The 23,839-nt window shown below is 72.7% G+C and carries 23 protein-coding genes; 8 read left to right on the top strand and 15 right to left on the bottom strand.

What is annotated here, in order from left to right; all coding sequences use genetic code 11:
* Positions 1 to 62 precede the first annotated feature (62 nt).
* Complete coding sequence (locus FF100_RS20005; protein WP_139037471.1) at positions 63 to 1,142, top strand: helix-turn-helix transcriptional regulator; 1,080 nt, start codon at positions 63 to 65, stop codon at positions 1,140 to 1,142.
* Between the two features lies 1 nt (position 1,143).
* On the opposite strand, the gene FF100_RS20000 is transcribed toward FF100_RS20005, so the two are convergent.
* Both FF100_RS20000 and FF100_RS19995 read right to left on the bottom strand, forming a co-directional pair.
* Positions 1,144 to 2,262: a thermonuclease family protein gene (locus tag FF100_RS20000; RefSeq protein WP_139037469.1), complete on the bottom strand. Its 1,119-nt coding sequence runs from the start codon at positions 2,260 to 2,262 to the stop codon at positions 1,144 to 1,146.
* 235 nt (positions 2,263 to 2,497) lie between these two features.
* Positions 2,498 to 3,307, bottom strand: coding sequence for a hypothetical protein (locus tag FF100_RS19995; RefSeq protein ID WP_139037467.1), 810 nt, complete (start codon positions 3,305 to 3,307; stop codon positions 2,498 to 2,500).
* Positions 3,308 to 3,684: 377 nt separating this feature from the next.
* On the opposite strand from FF100_RS19995, the gene FF100_RS19990 reads away from it, so the two are divergent.
* Both FF100_RS19990 and FF100_RS19985 read left to right on the top strand, forming a co-directional pair.
* Positions 3,685 to 4,617 carry a lipid kinase gene (locus FF100_RS19990; protein WP_139037465.1) on the top strand — a complete coding sequence of 311 codons (933 nt, stop codon included), beginning with the start codon at positions 3,685 to 3,687 and terminating at the stop codon, positions 4,615 to 4,617.
* Positions 4,618 to 4,632: 15 nt separating this feature from the next.
* Entirely contained in the window at positions 4,633 to 5,373 is a 741-nt protein-coding gene (locus FF100_RS19985; RefSeq protein ID WP_139037463.1) for a TerC family protein, read from the top strand.
* A 398-nt stretch (positions 5,374 to 5,771) separates the two neighbouring features.
* Here FF100_RS19985 and FF100_RS19980 read toward each other — a convergent pair whose 3' ends face one another.
* The 9 genes from FF100_RS19980 to hemE all read right to left on the bottom strand — a co-directional run bounded on the left by FF100_RS19980 (position 5,772) and on the right by hemE (position 14,011).
* Positions 5,772 to 6,881: a sensor histidine kinase gene (locus FF100_RS19980; RefSeq protein WP_139037462.1), complete on the bottom strand. Its 1,110-nt coding sequence runs from the start codon at positions 6,879 to 6,881 to the stop codon at positions 5,772 to 5,774.
* Positions 6,882 to 6,886: 5 nt separating this feature from the next.
* On the bottom strand, positions 6,887 to 7,411 hold the full coding sequence (locus tag FF100_RS19975; RefSeq protein ID WP_139037460.1) for a Rab family GTPase: 525 nt from the start codon (positions 7,409 to 7,411) through the stop codon (positions 6,887 to 6,889).
* Positions 7,412 to 7,414: 3 nt separating this feature from the next.
* Entirely contained in the window at positions 7,415 to 9,415 is a 2,001-nt protein-coding gene (locus FF100_RS19970; protein ID WP_139037458.1) for an OmpA family protein, read from the bottom strand.
* A 20-nt stretch (positions 9,416 to 9,435) separates the two neighbouring features.
* Positions 9,436 to 9,795, bottom strand: a complete 360-nt coding sequence (locus tag FF100_RS19965) for a hypothetical protein (protein WP_139037456.1) — start codon at positions 9,793 to 9,795, stop codon at positions 9,436 to 9,438.
* Positions 9,792 to 10,295 carry a response regulator gene (locus tag FF100_RS19960; RefSeq protein WP_139037453.1) on the bottom strand — a complete coding sequence of 168 codons (504 nt, stop codon included), beginning with the start codon at positions 10,293 to 10,295 and terminating at the stop codon, positions 9,792 to 9,794. Before FF100_RS19960 ends, FF100_RS19965 begins: the two co-directional genes overlap by 4 nt.
* 292 nt (positions 10,296 to 10,587) lie before the next feature.
* The gene (locus FF100_RS19955) at positions 10,588 to 11,349 is read right to left on the bottom strand and encodes an acid phosphatase (protein WP_246102179.1); all 762 of its coding nucleotides are present in this window, start codon (positions 11,347 to 11,349) and stop codon (positions 10,588 to 10,590) included.
* A gap of 5 nt (positions 11,350 to 11,354) precedes the next feature.
* Positions 11,355 to 12,230, bottom strand: a complete 876-nt coding sequence (locus tag FF100_RS19950) for an alpha/beta fold hydrolase (protein WP_246102178.1) — start codon at positions 12,228 to 12,230, stop codon at positions 11,355 to 11,357.
* A 10-nt stretch (positions 12,231 to 12,240) separates the two neighbouring features.
* Positions 12,241 to 12,615, bottom strand: coding sequence for a CopD family protein (locus tag FF100_RS19945; RefSeq protein ID WP_246102186.1), 375 nt, complete (start codon positions 12,613 to 12,615; stop codon positions 12,241 to 12,243).
* A gap of 307 nt (positions 12,616 to 12,922) precedes the next feature.
* Positions 12,923 to 14,011, bottom strand: a complete 1,089-nt coding sequence (hemE, locus tag FF100_RS19940; protein ID WP_139037450.1) for a uroporphyrinogen decarboxylase — start codon at positions 14,009 to 14,011, stop codon at positions 12,923 to 12,925.
* A gap of 622 nt (positions 14,012 to 14,633) precedes the next feature.
* On the opposite strand from hemE, the gene FF100_RS19935 reads away from it, so the two are divergent.
* From FF100_RS19935 to dnaQ, 5 genes are all read left to right on the top strand, one after another.
* Complete coding sequence (locus FF100_RS19935) at positions 14,634 to 15,464, top strand: pyruvate, water dikinase regulatory protein (RefSeq protein ID WP_139037449.1); 831 nt, start codon at positions 14,634 to 14,636, stop codon at positions 15,462 to 15,464.
* Positions 15,465 to 15,470: 6 nt separating this feature from the next.
* Positions 15,471 to 16,091 (top strand): Maf family protein, encoded by a 621-nt coding sequence (locus tag FF100_RS19930; protein ID WP_139037447.1) that lies wholly within the window; start codon positions 15,471 to 15,473, stop codon positions 16,089 to 16,091.
* Between the two features lie 275 nt (positions 16,092 to 16,366).
* Positions 16,367 to 17,230 (top strand): shikimate dehydrogenase, encoded by an 864-nt coding sequence (locus FF100_RS19925; protein ID WP_139037445.1) that lies wholly within the window; start codon positions 16,367 to 16,369, stop codon positions 17,228 to 17,230.
* Positions 17,227 to 17,826 (top strand): dephospho-CoA kinase, encoded by a 600-nt coding sequence (gene coaE / locus FF100_RS19920; RefSeq protein ID WP_139037443.1) that lies wholly within the window; start codon positions 17,227 to 17,229, stop codon positions 17,824 to 17,826. The genes FF100_RS19925 and coaE overlap by 4 nt, the downstream gene beginning before the upstream one ends.
* Positions 17,827 to 17,876: 50 nt before the next feature.
* The gene (gene dnaQ / locus FF100_RS19915) at positions 17,877 to 18,590 is read left to right on the top strand and encodes a DNA polymerase III subunit epsilon (protein ID WP_139037441.1); all 714 of its coding nucleotides are present in this window, start codon (positions 17,877 to 17,879) and stop codon (positions 18,588 to 18,590) included.
* Positions 18,591 to 18,608: 18 nt separating this feature from the next.
* On the opposite strand, the gene FF100_RS19910 is transcribed toward dnaQ, so the two are convergent.
* The 4 genes from FF100_RS19910 to gcvT all read right to left on the bottom strand — a co-directional run bounded on the left by FF100_RS19910 (position 18,609) and on the right by gcvT (position 23,620).
* Positions 18,609 to 18,794, bottom strand: coding sequence for a hypothetical protein (locus FF100_RS19910; protein ID WP_139037440.1), 186 nt, complete (start codon positions 18,792 to 18,794; stop codon positions 18,609 to 18,611).
* 202 nt (positions 18,795 to 18,996) lie between these two features.
* Positions 18,997 to 21,846 carry an aminomethyl-transferring glycine dehydrogenase gene (gene gcvP, locus FF100_RS19905; RefSeq protein WP_139037438.1) on the bottom strand — a complete coding sequence of 950 codons (2,850 nt, stop codon included), beginning with the start codon at positions 21,844 to 21,846 and terminating at the stop codon, positions 18,997 to 18,999.
* Between the two features lie 249 nt (positions 21,847 to 22,095).
* A complete protein-coding gene (gcvH, locus tag FF100_RS19900; RefSeq protein WP_139037436.1) occupies positions 22,096 to 22,458 on the bottom strand; it encodes a glycine cleavage system protein GcvH in 363 nt (120 codons plus the stop codon).
* Positions 22,459 to 22,474: 16 nt separating this feature from the next.
* Positions 22,475 to 23,620 carry a glycine cleavage system aminomethyltransferase GcvT gene (gcvT, locus tag FF100_RS19895; RefSeq protein ID WP_139037434.1) on the bottom strand — a complete coding sequence of 382 codons (1,146 nt, stop codon included), beginning with the start codon at positions 23,618 to 23,620 and terminating at the stop codon, positions 22,475 to 22,477.
* Between the last annotated feature and the right edge of the window lie 219 nt (positions 23,621 to 23,839).

Raw genomic sequence — 23,839 nt, 5'->3', positions numbered from 1 at the left:
CGGCGGCAATCGGCGATCCATGACCTAAAGTCCCGTTGGATCACCCGGAGAGCCGTGCCGCCATGGGCCCGACCGACGACCTGCTCCGGCGCCTCGACGACCGTCTCGGCGAAGCGGTCTTCGATCCGTCGCGCTGGGGCGCGGTGCTGGAGCCCGTCTCGGCCCTCATCGGCGGCGACGGGGCGATGCTGCTGCAGAGCCACCGCCGGACGCCCGGCGTGCCGTGCACGCCCGAGGTCGACGATCTGGTGGCCGACTATTTCCGGCACGGCTGGCACGTGAACGACCTGCGCACCCGCGCCGTGCCGCGGGTGATGCGCGGCGAGGTCGTCACCGACTACGACATCCTGAGCACCGAGGAGATGGCCCGCGCCCCGTTCTACGCCGAGCTGCTGCGGCCGCACGGCTATCACTGGTTCGCGGTCGCGGGGTTCCAGGCCGGGCCCGAGCACTGGGCGGTGTCGGTGCAGCGCCGGACGCGGAACGGCCCGTTCGAGGCGGCGCAGGTCCAGCCCCTCGCCGGCCTGATGCCGCGGATCGGCCGGGCCGCCGCCCTGTCGCAGGCCCTCGGCCGCGCCGCCCTCGACGGCGCCCTGGGCGGGCTCGAACAGGTCGCCCAGGCGGCGCTGGCCCTCGACGCGGCCGGCCGGGTGATCGGCGCCAATGCGCGGGCGGAGGCCCTGTTCGAGACCGGCTTCCGGGTCGTCGACGGCACCTTGCGGATCGCCGACCCGCGGGCGCGGGAGGAGGTGGCCGGCCTCGCCGAGGCGTCGCCGCCGCGCTGGTCCGGCCCGATCCTGGTGCCGCGGCGCGAGCGCCGTCCCCTGATCCTGCGCGTCCTGCCGGTGATCGAGGCCGCGCGCTCGCCGTTCCTGGGGGCCAGCGCGCTCCTCCTCGTCACCGATCTGGAGGCCGAGCGGCGGCCCGATCCGGCCCTGCTGGCCCAGGTCTTCGGCCTCACCACGGCGGAGGCGCGGCTCGCCGCGATCCTGGCCGGCGGTGCCGCGCTCGACGAGGCCGCCGACACCCTCGGCATCGCGGTGGAGACCGCGCGCAGCCACATCAAGGCGGTGTTCGCCAAGACCGGCACCGGGCGGCAGGGTGCCCTCGTGGCGCTCCTCGGCGCGCCGGGCCTGCGGTGAGTTACGGCTTCGCCCAGATCCCGAGCTTGCCGGCGCGGGCGTGGCGCTCGGCCTCGACGAGGTCCGGCGTCGCCTCGGGCGTCGCGCGGCCGCCGCCGTTGTAGAGCACCACCTCGGAGAGGTCGTGACCATCGACGGTGCAGATCCAGGCGGTGCGGCCCGGATTGGGCTGGCAGTTCACCGGCCGGCCGGCGAGGTAGCCGGTCAGGTCGCCGGCCTGCGCGCCCTTTGCGGCCTCGACGCCGTAGAGGCGCAGGGTCCGGCCGCCGAGCCGCAGGGTCGCAGTGTCGAGCACCTCGGCGACGCCGGCGACGGGGCCGGCCGCCTCCGGTACCAGGGCCCCGGTCTCGACCGGCTCGCGCCTTCCCTCGGCGGGCCTCGCGGGCGCGGTCCTGGCCTCCGCGGGTCTCGTCTCGGCCGTCCGGCGCTCGAGCTGTCCCGCCTCCGCGGGCTTGCCGGCCGACCGGTCGGCGCCCGGGGCGGGCGCCTGCGCGACCGCCGCCTCGCGGGTGGGCTCGCCGCCGCGCAAGGTCGCGTAAGCGAGACCCAGCACGGCCAGTGTCCCGAGGGCGGCGTAGAGCGGGCGGCGCGGCAGGCCGCCGCCGGGCAGCGGCCGGGGCCGGGCGAGGCCGGGCTTCAGCCCTTCGCCGGCGGGCGGCGGGGGGGCCGGCATCGCCGCGACGGAGGGGGCCGCCGGCTCCCGCCGCGGCAGGCGCAGGCGCTCCGGCAGGGTGCCGAGGGCGTCCCGCAGGCGCGCGAGCCGATCGGGCCGGGGGGCGGGGGCCGGCGATGGAGCCGGCGAGGTCGCCGGCTGCACCACGATCCAGTCCCGCGGCGCCTCGGCCGGGGCCGCGGGCGCGGCGGGAGGCTGGAACAGGGTCGGATGCTGGCGCCGCAGCTCGTCGACGAGGTCGCCCAGGGTGAGCGGCAGCGCCTCGCCGGCGACCATCCGGGTGCGCGGGCGCCCGTCGCGATCGACCACCTGGTAGCCCGGGGGCGCGTCGTGGCGGCGGGTCGCGGATTCCACCAGCAGCTCGAGGGTGCGACGGGCCACCGCGACGGGTCGCTGCCGGTCGATCTCGGCCCGGATCAGCGCCTGCAACTGCTCACGCGAGGTCATGTCCGCATCGTATCCCATCGCTCCCGACCGCGGGGCCGTCGAGGCGCCCGCCCCTGCGGCACGCGCCTCGCCCTCCTCATCTAGAGCAGCGCCCGATCGCGCGGCAATCGGGCGCTGCTCTAGGTCTTTGATGTTCCGCATTGTCTTCGAACGACCCCGTCCCCACGCCGTCGGACGAGGGCCCCAGGTGCCGACCGGCGGTCCGTCACGGGTCCCGTGGACAACTCGCCCCCGCTCAGCGGCTTGCCACCGCCGCGCGGCTGACCACCCGGCTGGTCTCGGCGATGATCACCGGGCGGGCCCCCGCCAGGCTGACCGTGAGCTCCAGGTCGACGGTCCCCTGCGAGCGGGCGCCACGATCGGGGCTGAAGGCCGAGAAGTCGACGGTGGCCTGGACCCGGCATACGGCGAGCCCGGCATTGCAGGCGGTGCGCAGGGAATCCGGGCGGGGCCGGTAGCGCCGCTCGGGCCAGCGCTGCACGAAGCGGCGCTTCTCGGACATCAGCCGGGAGACAGTCATCGTGCGGCCATGGAACACGACCTGGTCGCCGTAGAAGCCGGGCGCGGCCGCCAGGGTGGCGCCGTTCGATCCCGAGATCGACGCCAGGTAGTCGCGGGTGAGGCGCTGCGACGCCACCGCCCAGTCGCGCATCTGCCCGTCCGACACCGCGACCGGCGGGCGGGCCGGGATCGAGACCGGAAGCGGCGGCCGCTCGGCGCGGGCGATCCGCGCGGCGCGGCGGGCCTCGGTGGCGGCGTGGAGGCCGCTGCGGGCCGGCCGGCGCGCCTCCTCGGCGACCCGGCGGGGGGCGGCGTGGGCCTTCGGCGGGGCCGGCGCCTCGGCCCGGGCGGCCGGCGCCGGCTCGGATGGGGGAGCCGTCCCGGATGCGGGCGCCGGCGACCCGGTGCCGCGGACGGGCGGATCGACCCAGCCCTGTGCCAGGGCGGCCGAGGACAGGACGAGCCCGAAGCCGGCGAGGAGGGCCCGGGCGCGGTGGGGGCGCAGGCGGGAGAGCGGAAGCGGCGACGTGAAAAGGCGCGACATGGGGAGCGGCACCGGGGGCAGGACCACGATCAGGGAAAGGAACGTTCGTCGCTGCCGTTACGGTTCCATTGCGCGCGCCCCGCCCTCCCCGCTACCCCCGTTGCGCACACCCGAAAACCCATGCCGGGAGGCCGGCCGGCCGCACGTCTCGCGCCACGGAACTCCCGGGCCCTCTTGCCAAGCGCGGCCGCGACCCCACCTCCAGGGTCTTGCCGGGTCCGGGCCCCTCTGGCGGTTCGAGGCGTCGACCGCGATGTCGGACCTCTTCTCTGCCGTTGTGCTGACGCGGCACGATCGCACTGGAGGGCCCGCATCCTTGCGCGTCATCCCCCTTCCCGTTTCTCCTCCGATCCTCTCCGTCCTCGCAGGAGGTGCCGATGGCCGGCGCTGATACCGCGCGCCGGGCCCTGCTCGTCGTCAACAAGAAGGCCCGCAACGGCGGGCTCGACCTCGATGCCGTGAAGGGCGTCCTGCGCCGCGGCGGCATCGAACCGGTCGAGCCGCCGCCGGACGAGACCGACTGCAAGGCGCTGATCCACGCCCACGCGTCGACCTGCGACATGGTGATCCTCGGCGGCGGCGACGGCACCCTCAACGCCGCCGCCCAGGCGTTGGCCGAGGCGCAGCTGCCGCTCGGCATCCTGCCGCTCGGCACCGCCAACGACCTCGCCCGCAGCCTCGGCCTGCCGGCCGATCCGCTCGAGGCGGCGGAGGTGATCGCGACCGTGCCGGCGCGGCCGATCGATCTCGGCTGCGTCAACGGCCACTACTTCTTCAACGTCGCCAGCATCGGCTTCTCGGCCGATCTCGCCGGCGAGCTGACGGCGGATCTCAAGCGCCGCCTCGGCACGGTCGGCTACGGCGTCGCGGCGTTCCGGCTGCTGCGGCGGGCGCGGCCGTTCACGGTCTATATCGAGCATGACGGCACGGTGGAGACGGTGCGGACCATCCAGGTCTCGGTCGGCAACGGCCGCCATTACGGCGGCGGCATGACGGTGGAGGAGAACGCCACCGTCGATGACGGCCTGCTCAACTTCTACAGCCTGGAGGTCGCCCATTGGTGGCGGCTGCTCGCCCTGTTGCCGGCCCTGCGCCGGGGCACGCAGGGCAAGGCCGCCGACGTGCGCGCCTTCCAGACGACGGAAGTGATCCTGCGCACCAAGAAGCCGCGCGCGGTCAACACCGACGGCGAGCTGACGACCTACACCCCCGCCCATGTCCGGGTGCTGCCGAAGGCGGTGCAGGTCCACGCGCCGGAGCGGGACGCGCCGTCGGCGGCATCGGCGGGCCGCCCCTCGATCTTCCCGTAGAGAGGAGCATCCGCCGTGGAGTCCCTCGTTCAGCTCGCCGCCGACCCGACGGCCTGGGCCGCCCTCGCGACCCTGGTCGTCATGGAGGTCGTGCTCGGCATCGACAACCTGATCTTCATCTCGATCATCACCAACAAGCTGCCGGCCGAGCAGCAATCGCGGGCCCGGCGCATCGGCATCGGGCTCGCGCTGATCCTGCGCCTCGCGCTGCTCGGCACCGTCGCCTACATCGTCCACCTGACCCAGCCGGTCTTCGAGATCTTCGGCAAGGGCCTGTCCTGGCGCGACATGATCCTGATCGCCGGCGGCCTGTTCCTGCTCTGGAAGGCCACCAAGGAGATCCACCACAGCCTCGACCCGGACCCCGAGGTGAAGGCGGGCGGGGGCGCCTCGCTCGGCTACGCCGCGGCGATCGGCCAGATCCTGATCCTCGATCTGGTCTTCTCGATCGACAGCATCATCACGGCGGTCGGCATGACCGAACACGTGCCGATCATGGTGATCGCCGTCGTGACGGCCGTGACCGTGATGCTGCTCGCCGCCGATCCGCTGTCGCGCTTCATCGCCGCCAACCCGACGGTGGTGATGCTGGCGCTCGGCTTCCTCATCATGATCGGCATGACGCTGATCGCCGAGGGGTTCGGGGCGCACGTGCCGAAGGGCTACATCTACACCGCGATGGCGTTCTCGGCCGGCGTCGAGGTGCTGAACATCCTCGGCCGGCGGGCCAAGCAGGCCAAGCGCAAGGCGGCCTGAAGCCGGTGATCGTGAGGCGTTGACGACAGCGCCCGGTCGCGATGCGACCGGGCGCTGTCTTCGTTCGATCCGCCGAATTCGCTCGCACGGACCTGACGCCCACCGCGTCATCCCGGGGCCGCGGCAGCGGAGCCCGGAATGTCGAACGGGTTCTCACTCCCGCAGCCCGACGCAGACTCGAGGCATCCACGGTCACCAGCGCCGTGAAAGGCTGCCGAGGCTCGACCATGAAGGCCTCCCGGTCGCCCAAGACCTCCACCACCGTTCCCCGGCTGCCTTCCGGCACGGCCCAGCCGTCCCGTGTCCCGGCAGCGCGCGAAGGCTCGACCCGCTCGTATGGCTCCGGAGTACATCGGGACCTGAGCGAGGGCGCGGACCGTGACCACGTTCAACGGCACCTATCCGAGATCGATCCGAAAGCACGCCCCCGGCCCCTCCTCCGCCTGGACGCCGATGCGCCAGCCGTGCAGCTCGGCGATCCGCCGGCAGATGCTCAGGCCCAATCCGACGCCGTTCGGCGCGACCCCGTTCGGGACCCGGGCGAAGGTCTCGAAGATCGTCTCGTGGAAGGCCGGCGGCACGCCGATGCCGGTGTCGCGCACGGTGATCCGGCCGGGCTCGCCGGGCCAGGCCCGGATCTCGATCGCCAGGGGCCGCCCGGGCTCGCGATAGCGGAGGCTGTTGGCGATCAGGTTCTGGAACAGGTTCACCAGCAAGGCCGGGACGCCGTTCACCACCGGCAGCGGCCCGACATCGAGCACGCCTGCGGCGGCGCGCAGGTCGAGGTCGAGGTTGCGGGAGGCGTCCAGGACGACCCGGCCGAGATCGACCGGCGCGAAGGCGTGGCTCTCGGCGCTCAGGCGGGCATAGTCGAGGAGGCCCATGGTCATCCGGTTGAGCCGCGCGGCGCAGCCCTCGATCGTGTCGAGGCTGTCGGCGACGACGGGCCCGGCCTCGTCCCCGAGGGTGCGGCGCAGGATGTCGGTGAAGGCCGCGATCTGGCGCAGGGGCGCCCGCAGGTCGTGGGCGGCGACGGAGGCAAAGTCGCGCAGGTTGCGGTTCATCCGCTCCAGCTCGCGCGACGCGGCGATGATCTTCTCCTCCAGCAGGCGCTGCTCGCGGCGCTGCTGGAGCACCCAATGGTCGATCGGCCGGTCGACCTGGTCGACGGTGGTGAGGACCGCGTGTTCGCCCCGTGCGGCGTCCCACGAGATCGCGATGTCGCAGCGCGGGGCGCCGGCCACCATGGCGAGGCGGATGCCCGGCAGCACGATCGGCTCGGCTCCGGGCCGCTGCTGGGCCCGCATGTCCTCCTCGAGCCCCGACAGGATCGGGCTGTCGAAGGCGGAGCGCCCCGGCTCGGGCAGCCAGTCGCTCAAGGGCCCGGTGCGGGCGAGGACCGCGCCGTCGGGCCGAAGCGCCGCGACGCCGACGAGGCCGGCCTCGAGGAGATGGGTCAGGGTGCGGGAGAGGTCTGCTCCGAACGGGAGCGCGAGGGCGGCGCGCATGGCGCTCACAGGCTCCGGCGCGCGATCGTGGCGGCGAGGTCGGCGAACAGGCCGGCGACCCCGTGCCCGGTGCGGGCGCTCGCCAGGGCGACGACGTCGGCGCCGCGCGCCTTCGCCAGGACGTCCGGCGGCGGGCCGGAGCCGGGCTCGCCCGATCCCCCCGCCACGAGGTCGCTCTTGTTGAGCACCGCGGCGCAGGGACGGCCGGGCAGCGCCTCGCGAAACCCCGCGATCAGGGCGGCCATCTGGTCGAGGGAGGCGGGCCGGGTGACGTCGGCGACGATGAGCGCCCCGCTCGCCCCCTTGAGGTACACGGTGCGGAAGATGCTGAGGCCGAAATCGCCGTCGGTGTCCCACAAGACCAGCGGCATCGGCGTCGCGCCGTCCGGCGGGATCGCCGTCGTGGTGTAGATGTCGACCCCGATGGTCGCCTTGTAGCTGGTCTCGAACCGGTCGAAGGCGAGCCGGTTGGCGAGCGAGGTCTTGCCCACGCCGATCGCCCCCAGGATCATGATCTTGCGCGCTGCCACATTCTACTCCGCACCGTAGGCGAGCTCGAACACGACGCGCCGGTTGCCGGTGACGCGCTCCTCCGTGATCGGGAAGGGCGGGCGCGAGTTGACGACGACGAGGCGGGTGCGGGGAATGCCGCGGCGCTCCAGGTCGGCGGTGATGCGATCGGCGCGCAGCCGCGCCGCTTCGAGATTGGCCCGCGGCGTCCCGGTGCCGTCGGCATAGCCGACGATGCGCAGGCGCGCGCCCTCCACCGCCGCCAGCGCCGAAGCCAGGGTCGCGAGGTCGCGCTCGGCCCGCTCCGGGTCGCGATAGGCCGCGTCGGGGCCGAAGAAGATCGCCGTGCGCATCGCTGCATCCTCGAGCCGATGCAGCGGCGTGTCGGTGCGGGCCTCCAGCCGCGCCACCTCCGCCCGCGGCGCGAGGCTCGGCACCACCGCCTCGACGGCGGCGGTGCGGGTCTCGAGGGTGGCGAGCCGCGCCGTCGCCTCGCCGGCCATCGCCTCGGTCGCCTCGGTGCGCCGCGCCAGCGCATCGGTCCGGCCGGTCAGCGCCTCGGTGCGCGCGGTGAGCGTCGCGGCCTGGCGGGCGACCGCGTCGGTGCGCGCGTCGAGCCTGTCGCCCTGCCGCGCGGCCGTCTCGGCCCGCGCCGTCAGCGCATCCGTGCGCAGGGCGAGCGCCTCGGTCTGCCGGGCCGTCGCCGCGGTCCGGTCGCTCAGCGCCTCGGCGCGGTGCGCGAGGGCCTCGGTCTGCCGGGCGACCGCCTCGGTCCGGCCGGTCAGCGCCTCGGTGCGCCGGTCGAGGGTGGCGACCGCCTCGCGGCCGGGATCGGCATCGGAGGCCACGGCGATCCGGGCGACGACGGGCCAGCCGGGAAACGCCGCGGCGAGGCGGCCGCGCAGGGAGGCGGCGGCCTCGCGGGTCGGCAGCACGCCGGTCGCCCGGATCACGCCGGCCTCGCGGTCGAAGGCGAGCCGGAGGGGAGCGTCGCGCCAGTCGGGCGCGTCCTCGATCCGGGCCAAAGCCGCGGCCTCGGCGGCGCGCTGGCGGGCCGACGCGATGGCCGTGGTGGCCCATGCGGCGAGGAGGGCTGCCACGAGCCCGCCGGCGACCGCCACCGGCCGCAGGCGCCGCCGCTGCGGCGGTGCGAGGCGGGCGGCGATGGCCCGGTGGAGCGCGGCGAGCGGCGCGGCGTGCCCGGCCCCGTCCCGCTGCTCCTCCCCCTGTCGGACGGCGTCGAGGAAGGGCAGGAACTCGGCATCGACGCGCGCGGCGAGCCGCCCGGCGCCACGGCCGGCCTCGGTCAGGCCGGCGACGATCAGCAGGGGCGAGGCCCGCAGCAGCACGGTGCGGCCACCGAAATCGAGGGAGCGCAATTCGCCGTTGACGTCACTCAACGCCTGGCCGGCGAACTCGACGATGGCGGTGACGAGGCCGCCGATCAGGTGGAGCTGGCCGTCCGGATCGGCGTCGGGCCGCCCGTCGCGGTCGGTGGTGGCGAGCACGGCGCCGGTGCCGCGGTCGATCAGGATCAGGCGTTCGAGCCTTCCCTGGACCAGCTCGGCCAGGACCAGGGCGGCGTAGGACTGCCCCGTGAGCAGGGCCTTCAGGCGCAGCCACAGCCGCCGCGGCGTCCGGCTCAGGGTCTCGTTGATCTCGTCGGAGAGCTGGCGGAAGGCCGCGGCGATCGCCGCGGTCACCATGCGGCCGGCGATGGGATAGAGCGTCTCGACCATCAGGTCGCGGGATTCCGCGATCTCGCGCCGGATGCCGGCCACGACGAGGGGCGCGATCACCTCGGTGAGCGCGCGGTGGTTCTCGACCTCGACGACCTTGAGGGCCACCACCAGGCTGTCGGCCACCGCCCGGGAGAACCGGTCCTCGGAGCCGACGCGCCGGTCGAGCCGCGCCAATTCGTCCCGCAGGCCGGCGAGGTCGCGGTGCTCGTCGCGCAGCAGCAGCCGCTTCAGGTCGCGAAAGGCCAGATCCTCGGCCGGACCCTCGGTTGCCGCCGCACCCATCGACGGTCAGGCCCCGGCCGTCACGGGTTGCGGTCGGCCAGGGCGGAGATCTGCCGACCCATCTCGGTCACCGCGCCGCCGATCGCCCGCACGGCGTTGCTCTGCTCCATCCGCAGCGACAGGGCGAGGGCGTCGATCGATTTCTGGATGTCGTTGAAGCGCTGGACCATGCGCTGCTCGAGGTCGGTCACCGCCTCGCGCAGGTCGTCGTGCCGGCGCTCGTGCGAGCGCATCGCGTCGCCGTAGAGAAGCTCGCGGACCTTGTCGATCGTGTTCGCGGCGGCGTCGGGGGCGGAGGGAGTGGCGGGGGCCTGGACCGGGTCCAGGGCGGTCTGCTCGTTGCCCGATCCGGCGTTGAGATAGGTGATCTGGCCGTTCATCGGTCGCATCTCTCGTTGGATATCACGGTGAGGCCGGGCCGCCCGTAGCGGACGGGCTCGGCGGCAGGGGTGCGGACGATGCGCGGGCCAAGCACGCCCAGGATCGCGGCCTCGAACGCCTCGCTGGTGAGGGAAGCCTTGTCGAGGAAGCGCACCGCGCCGGCGCTCAGGCACATCTCGCGCACGTCCGGCATGCTGAGCCCGGTCAGCACCACCGCCGGCAGGCCGGGCAGCCGGGCGTCGAGCTCGGCCAGGAAACGCAGGCTCGATTCGCAGCCGAGCCAGAAATCCAGGATCGCGAGGTCGATCCGCTCGGCCTCGACATGCGCCCGCGCCTCAACTGCCGAGCGGGCGCGAAGCACGCGCATGTCGAGCCGCCGGAAACCGGCCGCCTGGAGGGCGATCAGCTTGGCATCGACGTCGTCGTCCTCGAGCAGAAGCGTGTTGATCGTGCGGACCGGCGCGCGTCCACAACCGCCTTCATGTCGAACAGCACGCATGCGACAGCGATCCGACCCGTCTACCGGGATACAAGTCTTGGGGAAGCAGATCTGGTCACCCGATCGGCATCGATCGAAGTGATAACGATTCGGTCACCGAAATCAACGACTCGTTATCCCTGCGGTAGCGATTCGTCAACCATTTGCGAGATCGAATTGTGAGCGAATATTCGACTGGAAGTTGAGGGCTTGCCACACGACACCAGGGGCGCCGGGCCGGGCCGGATTCCAACGCGCTGACGCAGCGTGACAATTCGGGAACGTCGTCCTGTCTTCGCGCGACGCGGGCAGGTCAGGGCAGGGCCGACGCCGCGTCCTCGCGGGCGCAGAGCCCGGGCTCGGGGCCTGCCTCCGCCGGGGCAGCGGCGAGTTCGGCCCGGGCCCGGTCGAGGTCGGCCCGGAAGGCGGGATCGCCGACGAGCGCCGCGAACAGGGCCGCCCCCGTGAGGCGGCCGGCCTCGACGTCGCTCGCCCAGTGTACCCCGCAGACGACCCGGCTCTCGCCGTAGACCCGGGCGCGGCGCAGGATCGGAGCGGCGCGCTCCGGCATCAGGGCGGCGAGGACAAGGCCGAAGGTCCAGCCCTCGGTGGCATGGCCGGACGGGTAGGCGAGGCTCCGGTCCAGCGCCTCGCTGCGCGCGACGCAGAGCGGCGCGTCGTTGCCGAGATGCGGCCGTCCCCGCGCGAACCGCGCCTTGGCGTCCCGCACCGTCACCACCACGTCGCGGCGGGCACGGGCGAGGAGCGCAGCCAGCGCCGGCATCCGGGCGGGATCCAGGCGCCGACCGGCCGCGCAGGAGAAGTTGTCGAGGAGCCGGGCGACGCCCGACGGGACATCGGCGACGGCGAGCTGCCAGCGCGGCGTCCCGGCGAGCGCCCGGGTCGCCGTGTAGGTCGCCGCGTCGGCCGCGTGCGCGGCACTGCCGGGCTGCGGCGGCGGGGGCAGGATCGCGGCGGCGTCGAGGGCGCCCTCGGCGAGATAGGGCCGGGGCGCCGGCTCGGCCGCGGCCCCGGCCGTCATCAGGGCGAGCGCCGCGGCGAGGAGCGCCCGCACCGGCCTCACGCCTCGGCGGAGAGGATCGCGGCGGCGACCGCCTCGGGGCATTCCTCGTGGGCGGCGAGCGCCCCCGGGATCTCGACGCTGCGCACGTGCCCGGTCTCGGCGAGCGCCGCCATCTCGGCGCCCGAGCGGCGCGGGGCGCCCTTCGGGCGGAGCATCAGCACCGGCGGCAGGCCGGGGCCGAACAGGGCGTGGAACTCCTCGCGGGACCGGACCGGATCGAGGCCGCCGGTGACGAAGGCGGCGGTCCCGAAGCGGGCGCGGGGCTGGTGCGTCACCCGGCGCTTCTCGCCGAGCAGCGCCGGGGTGACCCGGGCCCGGTCGGCATAGACGTGGGCCTGCATCATCCGCGCCACGATCGGCGTGCTGACGTTGAGCCGGTAGAGCAGGTTGCCGAGAACCGGGGCCTCGACCGCCCGCCGCAGGCGCTCGAACAGCGGCCGGCGCTCCTCGCCCATCGCCGTCGGCAGCGGCCCGCGCCAGGTCGGCGCCACCAGGACCAGGCGGGAGAACGCCTTCGGGTGCCGGGCGGCCGCGGCGACGAGGTAGCCTGCGGCGTGGCCGGCCGCGACCCCGATGGCGTAGGGGCCGGGCGCCTGGGCCAGCAACGCGTCGAGGAAGCGGTGCAGCGTGTCGGGCGCGAGCGGCACCCGCGCCCGGGGTTGCGCGCCGAAGCCGGGCCAGTCCGGCACCAGGCAGGCATGGCGGGCGGACAGCCGCGTCGCCAGGGGCCGCATCTCCTCGCGGGTCGAGATCGAGGACAGGGCCGGCAGCAGCAGGGCCGGCGGACCCTGGCCGATCCGGTCGGCCGGCAGGCTCAGCGAGCGCCCGGCCAGGGTGAGGGAGAGGGACTGGGTCTCGATCGCGGGCGCCATCACGGCTCCTTCAGAACGGCTTCACCACCACCAGGATCACGATGAGGATCATCAGCAGCGTCGGCACCTCGTTGAGCACCCGGTAGAATTTGGGGCTGCGGGTGTTCCGGTCGGCCGCGAAGTCCTTGACCATCCGCGACAGCCAGCCGTGGATGCCGCTCATCGCCAGCACCAGGGCGAATTTGGCGTGCATCCAGCCTTGCGTATAGGCGCCGCTCATCACCGCGAGCGCGATGCCGAAGATCCAGGTGGCGATCATCCCCGGCAGCATGATCGCCTTGGCGAGCCGGCGCTCCATGACCTTGAAGGTCTCGCCCTGGCCGGATCCCGCCGGCAGCCCTGCGTGATAGACGAACAGCCGCGGCAGATAGAGCATCGCCGCCATCCAGGCGATGAGCGAGATGATATGGGCGGACTTGATCCAGAGATACACGGGGAGTTGTTCCTGTGGGGGATGGTTGACCGGATCGATGAGACAGGACCGACGTATGGGCCAGTCTGCACGTCGCCCCAGGGCTCGCCGCAGGCGGGAGCCCGGGATCCGTCACCGTCGAGGCTCACGGACGGGGCGATGCGCGTCCCGCTTCACCCGGCATCGTCGGCGGTGATGGATCCCGGGTTCCGCCGCGCGGCCCCGGGATGGCGCGGAGGGTGGCGGATCCGTCGCGGGGACGAACCGACGTCCCCTCCCCTCACCCCCGCAGCCGCGCCAGCATCCGTTCGACATGGGCGATCGGCGTCTGCGGGGTGATGCCGTGGCCGAGGTTGAAGATGTGGGGCGTGCCGGCGGTCGCCGCGCGGATCGCGTCCACGGCCGCGTCCAGGGCCTCGCCGCCGGCGATCAGGGTCTCGGGGTGGAGGTTGCCTTGCGTGACCACCGAGGCCGGCAGGCGGGCGCGCAGCGCCTTCAGATCCACCGCCCAATCGACCCCGACCGCGTCGGCGCCGGTCTCCTCGGCGACGCGGGCATGGCCGTCGAGCCCCGAGCCGCGGGCGAAGACGATGATCTTGGCGCCCGGCACCCGGGCGCGGATGCCGGCGACCATCCGGGCGATGGGTGCGAGGCTCCAGCGCGCCAGCGCATCGCCGGTTTCGCCGGCGGGCACGTCCGGCAGGCTGCCGGCATGGCTCTCGAAGATCTGCACCGCGTCGGCGCCGGCCTCGAACTGGCGCACCAGATACTCGGTCGAGACCGTGACCAGCCGGTCGATCAAGGCGTCGAGGAGGGCGGGGTCGCGGGCGGCGAGCGCCCGGGCCGGCGCGAGGTCGGGCGTGCCGCGCCCGCCGATCATGTAGCTCGCCACCGTCCACGGCGCACCGCAGAAGCCGAGCAGCGTGGTCTCGGCCGGCAGCTCCGCCCGCAGCCGCCCGACGGTCTCGAAGACGGGGCTGAGATGGCGCATGATCCGCGGATCGCCCGCCTCGATCAGCCGCTCGAATTCCGGCCGGCCGGCCAGCGGGTCGAGGCGGGGCCCCTCCCCTTCCACGAAGCGCACGTCCTGGCCGAGCGCGTGCGGCACCACCAGGATGTCGGAGAACAGGATCGACGCCTCGAAGCCGAAGCGGCGGATCGGCTGCAGGGTGACCTCGGTGGCGAAGTCCGGGTTGTAGCACAGGTCGAGGAACGAGCCGGCCTCGGCCCGCACCGCCCGGTATTCCGGCAGGTAGCGCCCGGCCTGGCGCATCATCCAGGCGGGCGGCGGCGAGAGCGCCTCGCCGTTCAGCACCCGCAGGATCGGCCGCTCAGCGGCTCCCCGTCCGGCTCCCGCGGTCCCGCTCATCCTTCGTCCCCCGAAAACCGTTCGCCGCCACGCCGGCAGCCCGCTTCCCTATGCCGAGAACCGCCTTCCGGCGCCAGCCCGGCGCGTCGTCGCGACCCGCGGCGAGGCCCATCCCCACCCAGGCCTCTGAAAAGAAAAGAGAGATTCTAGGAATCTGTTTTTTCTATTGGGGGCAGGCATCGCGGGCCTCCAGCGCCGTCCACAGGCCGTCCCCACCGCGGGTGCGTTAAGAGGCCTTTAACAGATTTGCTCCATTGTCGAAGGATGACGAGAGTCGCGAGGGGCTTGGCCCTCGTCGGACCCGACTCGGGCGTCGCACGTCCCGGATTCTCCCACGGGCGGTCCGCCACGAGTGTTAACGGCGCGCCTGTTGAGGCGCAAAGCCATTAACCCACACCCCTGGTGCCTGGACCTCGCTTCGCCGGCGCATTATCCACACTCATCGACTCCGCGCGGCCGATCGGTGGACGATCGGCCGCGCGCCGGGATCGCCGGGGCGGCGCGCGATCGGGCGCTGCTTCAAGCCTTTGATTGTGCAGCATGTCTGCGACGAGCCGGTCCCGGCTTCGTCGAGACGATGCTCCAGCGTCCGCCGCGCCCGCGGCGAGCCCGGGGAGTCCGCGTGGTCCGCAGCTACTTCCACCTCCACCTCGTGTCGGATTCCACCGGCGAGACTCTGATCAATGTCGGCCGCGCGGTGGCGGCGCAGTACGAGGGGGTCTCGGCGATCGAGCACGTCTATCCCCTCGTGCGCTCCGGCACCCAGCTCGAGCGGGTGATCAACGAGATCGAGCAGGCCCCCGGCATCGTGCTCTACACCCTGGTCGGGCGCGAGCTGACCGAGCGGCTGGAGGAGGCCTGCCGGGCCACCGGCTCGCCGCTGCTCTCGGTGCTGGAGCCGGTGCACCGGCTGCTGCAATCCTATCTCGGCACCCATTCCACGGCGCGGCCGGGCGCCCAGCACATGCTGAACGCGGAGTACTTCAAGCGCATCGACGCGATGAACTTCACGCTCGCCCACGACGACGGCAACCTGCCGCACGACCTCAACGAGGCGGACGTGATCCTGCTCGGGGTCAGCCGCACCTCCAAGACGCCGACGGCGATCTACCTCGCCAATCGCGGGCTCAAGACCACCAACATCCCGCTGATCCCCGGCGTGCCGCCGCCGGCGGTGCTGGAGACCCTGCGCCAGCCCCTCATCGTCGGGCTCATCGCCTCGCCGGAGCGGATCGTCCAGATCCGGCAGAACCGCCTGCTCAGCCTCAAGGCCGACGATTCCTCGTCCTACGTCGACCGCGACGCGGTGGCGAACGAGATCGCGACCTCGCGCCGGCTCTTCGCCCGCAACCGCTGGCCGGTGATCGACGTCACCCGGCGCTCGATCGAGGAGACGGCGGCGGCGATCGTCGACCTCCACCGGGAGCACCGGCTGAAATTCCTCGCCGATTGACGATCGATGCCGCACGCCCCTTCCCTCTGGCGCGGCCCCGCGCCGCTCCTCCTCGCCTCGACCAGCCCGACCCGGCGCGGGCTGCTCGAATCGGCCGCCCTGGCCGTCGAGACCCGGGCCCCGGGCGTCGACGAGCGGGCCGTCGAGGCCGCTAGCGCCGGCCTCTCTCCCCTGGCCTTGGCCGAGCGCCTGGCCTCCGCCAAGGCCGGTGCCGTCGCCGCGCAGGCGCCCGACCGGGTGGTGATCGGGGCCGACCAGGTGCTCGATCTCGACGGCACGGTGTTCCACAAGCCCGCCGACCGGGCGGGGGCCGCCGCCCATCTCGCGCGGTTGCAGGGGCGCACCCACGCGCTCCACTCGGCCGTGGCGCTCGCCGTCGACGGCACGGTAGCCGAGAGCTTCGTCGTGACGGCGCGGCTGACGATGCGGCCGCTCGGCGAGGCGGGCATCGCCGCCTATCTCGACGCCGCCGGGCCCGCCGTCACCGGCAGCGTCGGCGCCTACCAGCTCGAAGGGGTCGGCATCCACCTGTTCGACCGCATCGAGGGCGACCACTCCACCATCCTGGGCCTGCCGCTGCTGCCGCTGCTCGCGCGGTTGCGCGGGCGGGGGTTGCTGGCGGTCTGAGGCGCGTTCGATGGTCTGCGACCGTACCGACACCCCCCGTGTCGTTCCGGGGCCGCGCAGCGGAGCCCGAGCCCGAAGGGGTGCGAAGCGCAATCCCGAACCGCAGGTGCCCAGGATGAAGGCGGCGCGCATTCCGCCCTGTCCTTCGCCCGCTGCGGTTCTGGATCCCGGGCCCTCGCCCGCGGCGAGCCCCGGGACGACCCTGTGAAGCGTAGACGTGTGTGCCTGTCCCTCTTTCCCCTGCCGTCGAGCAGGTTCCGAGACGTAACTTCCCGATGACGACCCCGCACCCCCGCGCCTTCGTGGTCGGCCACCCGATCGGCCATTCGCGCTCGCCGCTGATCCACGGCCACTGGCTCGCCGAGCACGGCCTGCCCGGCGCCTACGAGCGCGTCGACGTCCATCCCGACGCCTTCCCGGACTTCGTCCGCAGCCTTCAGGCCGAGGGCTGGGTCGGGGGCAACGTCACGATCCCGCACAAGGAGGCGGCGTTCCGCCTCGCCCAAGTGCTGACGCCGCGGGCCGGGCGGATCGGCGCCGTCAACACCCTGTGGTTTGAGGACGGGCGCCTCCACGGCGACAACACCGACGCGCCGGGCTTCCTCGCCCATCTCGATGCCAGCCTCGGCGTGGGCTGGCCGGAAGCGACGGGTGCCTCGAATGGGCGCAGCGCCCTGGTGCTCGGCGCCGGCGGGGCGGCCCGGGCGATCCTGGTCGGGCTCCTCGAGCGCGGCCTCGACCGGCTGGTCGTCGCCAACCGCAGCGCCGAGCGGGCCGAGGGGCTCACCGCCCTCGATTCCACCCGGATCACCGCGATCGCCTGGGACGCGGTGCCGATGCACCTGCGGGAGACAGGGCTCCTCATCAACACCACCGCCCTCGGCATGGCCGGGCAGGATCCGCTCGCCCTCGACCTCGCGCCGCTGCCCGAGGCGGCGGCGGTGGCCGACATCGTCTACGTGCCGCTCGAGACCCCGCTGCTCGCCGCCGCCCGGGCGCGGGGGCTGCCGGCGGTCGACGGGCTCGGCATGCTGCTGCACCAGGCGGTGCCGGGCTTCGCCCGCTGGTTCGGCCGCAGGCCCGACGTGTCGCCGGCCTTGCGCGCCCGCATCGTCGCCGATCTCGAGAGTCACCGATGAGCCGGCCGTTCGTCCTCGGCCTGACCGGCTCGATCGGCATGGGCAAGAGCGCCACCGCGGCGATGTTCCGGGCACGCGGCGTGCCGGTCCACGACGCCGATGCCTGCGTCCACGCCCTCTACGGGCCGGGCGGCGCCGCCGCGGCTGCGATCGGCGAGGCCTTCCCCGGCACCCTCAGTCCCGACGGGTCGGTCGACCGCGCCGCTTTGCGCAACGCCGTGCTCAGCGATCCCGAGCGCCTGCGCCGCCTCGAATCCCTGGTCCATCCCCTGGTGCGCCAGGCGCGGGACGATTTTCTCGCCGCCCACCACGCTGCGCCGCTCGTCGTGCTCGACGTGCCGCTGCTGTTCGAGACCGGCGGCGAGGCGGGATGCGACGCCGTCGCGGTGGTGACCGCCCCGCCGGAGGTGCAGCGTGCCCGGGTGCTCGCCCGCCCCGGCATGAACGAGGAGGCCTTCGCGCAGATCCTCGCCAAGCAGATGCCCGATGCCGAGAAGCGCCGGCGCGCCGACCACCTGATCGAGACCGACCGGGGCTTTCCCCACGCCGAGGCGCAGGTCGACGCGGTGATCGCGGCAGCGAAGCGGGCCGGTTAACGCTTCCTCGCTACACCGGTCGAAACACTTCTCTCACAGGGAGCCGCACGATGCTGCGCGAGATCGTCCTCGACACCGAGACCACCGGCACCGAGGCCAAGACCGACCGGCTGATCGAGATCGGCTGCATCGAGCTCCTCAACCACATCCCGTCGGGCCGCGAGTTCCACCGCTACATCAACCCGCAGCGGCCGGTCTCGGAGGGGGCGTTCCGGGTCCACGGCCTCTCCGACGCCTTTCTCGCCGACAAGCCGCTCTTCGCGCAGATCCTGCCCGACTTCCTGGAGTTCTGCGGCGACGCCACCCTGGTGATCCACAACGCCGCCTTCGACGTCGGCTTCCTCAACGCCGAGTACGCGCGGCTGGGCGACAAGTCCCCGCCCCTGATCGAACTGGCCTCCGTGGTCGACACCCTGGCGCTCGCCCGCCGCAAGCATCCGGGCGCGGCCAACAACCTCGACGCCCTGTGCTCGCGCTACGGCATCGACAATTCCCGCCGCACCAAGCACGGGGCGCTGCTCGATTCGCAGATCCTCGCCGAGGTCTATATCGAGCTGCTCGGCGGCAAGCAGACGACGCTCGGGCTGACGGTCGAGGGCAATGCCGGCCCGTCCGGTCCTTCCTTGCGCGCGGCCCCGGTCGAGCACGGACCCCGCCCGACCCGCAGCCGCCTCACCGATGCCGAGCGCGCGGCGCATGCGGCGTTCGCGGCGGGGTTGGGAGAGAAGGCGATCTGGCGGGATTATGTCGGGGAGGCGGGATAAGCTGGCCTTGGGCGGCCGTCACGGATCTTCATAGAGGCCGTCGAGGAAAGCGTTTGTGACGGGCCGGGAATCGGGGCCGGCGCGTTCCCGGAGCCCACGCGCGAAGGCGATCGACTGGGCGACGAGATCGAGCTTGTCCTTCCTGCTCTCGGTCTCGCCGGGAAGAACCTCGGTCCTGATGTCGTGCGGCCGAACAGTCTTCATGAAGCTCCCCTTTCCCGGACGACGGAAGCGATAGCGGAAGGAGATCCGGGATCCAGCACAAGACATCGCGAAGCGTCCGTCCGTCTGCAACGTTGCAGGAAGCAGACCCGCTTCGCGGCACTTCTCCCCCTGGATCCCGGATCTCCTTCCACTTCGTTTCAGTCGTCCGGGAAAGGGCGGGAGAAGCACCCCGATCGTATGTCTACTCCGCCGCCTTCATGTAGCTCTCCACCGGCGGGCAGGCGCAGACGAGATTCCGGTCGCCATAGGCATTGTCGACCCGGTTGACCGGCGGCCAGTACTTGTCGACCCGGAAGGCGCCGGCCGGGAAGCACGCCGCCTCGCGGGAATACGGCCGCTCCCACGGCCCGATCAGGTCCTCCACCGTGTGGGGGGCGTTCTTGAGCGGGTTGTCGGCCCGGTCCATCCGGCCCTCCTCGATCGCCCGGATTTCCTCCCGGATCGCCAGCATGGCGTCGCAGAAGCGGTCGATCTCGCCCTTGGTCTCGGACTCGGTCGGTTCGATCATCAGCGTGCCGGCCACCGGCCAGCTCATCGTCGGCGGGTGGAAGCCGCAATCGATCAGGCGCTTGGCGATGTCCTCGACGCTGACGCCGGCGCTCTTCATCAGCGGGCGGGCGTCGATGATGCATTCATGCGCCACCCGGCCGTGGGTGCCGGTGTAGAGGACCTCGTAGGCCCCCGTTAGGCGCTTGGCGATGTAGTTGGCGTTGAGGATCGCGATGCGCGTGGCTTGCGTCAGCCCGCGCCCGCCCATCAGCAGGCAGTAGCTCCACGAAATCGGCAGGATCGCCGCCGAACCGTACGGCGCGGCCGAGACCGAGAACGGGCGCCCGTCGGTCTCGACGTGGCCGGGCAGGAACGGGATCAGGTGCGCCTTGACGCCGATCGGCCCCATGCCGGGCCCGCCGCCGCCATGCGGGATGCAGAAGGTCTTGTGCAGGTTGATGTGGCTGACATCCGCCCCGATGTCGCCCGGCCGGGCGAGACCGACGAGGGCATTGAGGTTGGCGCCGTCGAGATAGACCTGGCCGCCATGGGCGTGGGTGATGTCGCAGATCTCCCGCACCGCCTCCTCGAACACCCCGTGGGTCGACGGGTAGGTGATCATGCAGGCGGCGAGGTTGTCTGCGTGCGTCTCGGCCTTGGCGCGGAAATCCGCCACGTCGACGTTGCCGCTGCGGTCGGCGCCTACCACCACCACGGTCATGCCGCACATCTGGGCCGAAGCCGGGTTGGTGCCGTGGGCCGAGGACGGGATCAGGCAGACGGTGCGGTGCCCCTCCCCGCGCGACAGGTGGTAGGCGCGGATCGCCAAGAGGCCGGCATACTCGCCCTGCGCGCCGGAATTCGGCTGCATCGAGATCGCCGCGTAGCCGGTGATGTCGGCGAGCTTCTGCGAGAGATCGGCGATCATCTCGGCATAGCCCTCGGCCTGGTCCTTCGGCACGAAGGGGTGCAGCTCCGAGAATTCCGGCCACGAGACCGGCAGCATCTCGGCGGTGGCGTTGAGCTTCATCGTGCAGGAGCCGAGCGGGATCATCGCCCGGTCGAGGGCGAGGTCGCGGTCGGCGAGGCGGCGCATGTAGCGCGTCATCTCGCTCTCGGCCCTGTTCATGTGGAAGATCGGGTGGGTCAGGTACTCCGAGGTGCGGATGAGGTCCGCCGGCAGCCGCGGCTCGGGCCAGGATTCGTCGTAAGCCAGGCCGTCCCCGCCGAAGGCGCGCCACACCGCCTCGACGATGTCGGGCCGGGTGCGCTCGTCGACCGTGATGCCGATGCGGTCAGCTCCGACCTTGCGCAGGTTGATCCCGTTGGCGACGGCGTTCTTCAGGATCACGCCCTGGAACGGCCCGACCGTCACGGTGATCGTGTCGAAGAACGCGTCCGGATGGGTCTCGAAGCCGAGCTGGTTCAGGCCCGCGGCGAGCCGCGTCGCATCGCGATGGATGCGCATCGCGATCGCCTTGAGCCCGCGCGGGCCGTGGAACACCGCGTACATCGAGGCGATCACCGCCAGCAGCACCTGGCTGGTGCAGATGTTCGAGGTCGCCTTCTCGCGCCGGATGTGCTGCTCGCGGGTCTGGAGCGAGAGCCGGTAGGCGCGGTTGCCGCGGGAATCGACCGAGACGCCGACGATGCGCCCGGGCAAAGCCCGCTTGTGGGCGTCCCGCGTCGCCATGTAGGCGGCATGAGGACCGCCATAGCCCATCGGCACGCCGAAGCGCTGCATCGAGCCGACCGCGATGTCGGCCCCCATCTCGCCCGGGGGCTTGAGCACCGTCAGCGCCAGCGGATCGGCCGCCACCACGGCGATGGCGCCGGATTCGTGCAGCTTGGCGAACACGTCGGTGAAGTCGTGCGCCGCGCCCTCGACGCCCGGATACTGGACGATCGCGCCGAACACCGAGGCCGGATCGAGGTCGGTGAAGGGGTCGCCGACGACGATCCGCCAGCCGAACGGCTCGGCCCGGGTCTTCAGGACCGCGATGGTCTGCGGCAGGCATTGCGCGTCGACGAAGAAGGTGTCGGGCTTCGCGGTCGCGATCCGGCGCGCCATGCCCATCGCCTCGGCGGCGGCCGTCGCCTCGTCGAGGAGCGAGGCATTGGCGATGTCGAGCCCGGTCAGGTCGCCGACGCAGGTCTGGAAGTTGAGGAGCGCCTCGAGCCGGCCCTGGCTGATCTCGGGCTGGTAGGGCGAGTAGGCCGTGTACCAGGCCGGGTTCTCGAAGATGTTGCGCTGGATCGCCGGCGGCATCGTGGTGCCGTGGTAGCCCTGGCCGATCAGCGAGGTCAGGAGCTTGTTCTTGTTGGCGGTCGCCCGCAGGCGCTCGATCGCCCGGCGCTCCGACAGGGCGGCGCCGAACTCGGTCGCCTCCGTCTGCCGGATGCCCGCCGGCAGGGTCTCGTCGATCAGGGCGTCGAGGCTCTCGGCACCGACCACCTCCAGCATCCGGGCGATCTCGTCCACCGACGGGCCGATATGGCGGCGGTTGGCGAAGTCGTAGGGGTCGTACTTGTCCATCGGCATGAGGAGATGCCCCGGTCGGGAGCCGTTGCGAGGCGGCTCGAAAGGTGGAGCGCGGCTCCCTCTCCCGTGTGGGAGAGGGGTCGGGGGTGAAGGTGGCACGCTTCAGCGTGAAGCACTGAGCGTCGTGCCGGCAGCGTGACGGCCGGAGCTTTACTCGGCGGCGTATCACCCTCACCCCTACCCCTCTCCGACACGGGAGAGGGGATCCCGCGCTTGACTGGTGTCGAAACGGATCAGGCGGACATCATGTCAGCCGACGAAGGCGCGGTAGGCCGCCTCGTCCATCAGCCCGTCGAGCTGCGACGGGTCGCTGAGGCGGACGCGGTAGAGCCAGCCGGCGCCCTGCGGATCGGTGCCGACGCTCTCCGGGCTGCTCACCGCGGCGTCGTTGATCTCGGTCACCTCGCCGTCGACCGGCGCATAGACGTCGGAGGCCGCCTTGACCGATTCCACCACCGCGGCGGCGGCGCCCTTGGCCAGGGTGGCGCCGACCTTCGGCAACTCGACGAAGACGAGGTCGCCGAGCTGCTCGGCGGCGTGGTCGGTGATGCCCACCGTCGCCACGTCGCCCTCCAGGCGCAGCCACTCGTGCTCGTCGGTGTATTTCAGCATGGACAAACTCCTTGCGTCAGGACCGCTTGAAACCGGCGGGGCGGAACGGCAGCGGCACCACCGCGCAGGGCAGGCGCTGGCCGCGCACTTCGGCGAAAACCTGGGTGCCCGGTACGGCGAGCGCGCTCGGCAGCACCCCCATGGCGATCGGCCCGTCCAGGCTCGGCCCGAAGCCGCCGGAGGTCACCCGGCCGGCCGGTTCGGCCGCGTCGCCGGCGGGATAGAGCGGGGCGCCCGCCCGTACCGGGGTACGCCCTTCCGGCCGTAACCCCACCCGCAAGCGTGCCGGCCCGTCGGCGAGTTCGGCCAGGATCCGCTCGGCCCCCGGGAACCCGCCCTCCCGGTCGCCGCCGCGGCGGCGCACCGTCGGGATCGCCCAGGACAGGCCGGCCTCGACCGGCGAGGTCTCGAGGTCGATGTCCGAGCCGTGCAGGCACAGGCCGGCTTCGAGGCGCAGGGAATCGCGGGCGCCGAGGCCGATCGGCTTCACCTCGGGATCGGCCAGCAGCGCGCGGGCGAGCGCCAGGGCGGCCTCGGCCGGCAGCGCGATCTCGAACCCGTCCTCGCCGGTATAGCCGGCGCGCACGATGAGGCCCTCCCCGTCCGCGAAGGCGATCGGGCGCGCATCCATGAAGCGCATCTCGGCGGCCGCCGGCAGATGGCGGGCGAGCGCGCCTTCCGCCCCCGGCCCCTGGAGCGCGATCAGCGCCCGGTCGATCGGCTCGACGCTGCACGGGGTGCCGATCGCGTCGAGGAGGTGGACGAGGCCGGCGGCCTTGTTGGCGGCGTTGACCACCAGGAGGTAATGGTCGCCCAGATTGGCGATCATCAGGTCGTCGAGGATGCCGCCGCCCTGTGTCGTCAAGAATCCGTAGCGCTGACGGCCGGGCTTCAGGCCGACGACATCGATCGGCAGCACCGTCTCCAGGGCGCGGGCGGCGTCCGCGAGATCGCCGGAGCGGGGCCGCACGGCGATCTGGCCCATATGCGAGACGTCGAACAGCCCGGCCGCCTTGCGGGTGTGCAGGTGCTCCTTCAGGAGCCCGAGCGGATATTGCAGCGGCATCGCGTAGCCGGCGAATGGCACCATCCGGGCGCCGGCCTCCTGGTGCAGCGCGTGTAGGGGGGTCTGGAGCAGGCTGGAGGCCGTATCGGCGGTCATCGGAATGAGGGCTCCCGAGCGCGTCCGGGCTTGAGCGGGCCGACGACCACGTGCCCTTGCCGACGCCGCTTCGGCGAGGGAAGTTCGACGGGAAGGCCGGCCCCGCACGGCCCGACTTTGGCTGTGAGCTTAGGACAAAAGTGCCATTGACGCTACCCGACGGTGATGCCGGACGCCCATCCCGCGCCGGGACGGGTCGGATGGGCATCTCGGCGCGGC

Origin of the sequence: Methylobacterium terricola (assembly GCF_006151805.1) — a bacterium.
GTDB lineage: Bacteria > Pseudomonadota > Alphaproteobacteria > Rhizobiales > Beijerinckiaceae > Methylobacterium > Methylobacterium terricola.
The sequence above is the reverse complement of the archived record's forward strand: the minus strand, read 5'-3'. Positions and strand labels throughout refer to the sequence as shown.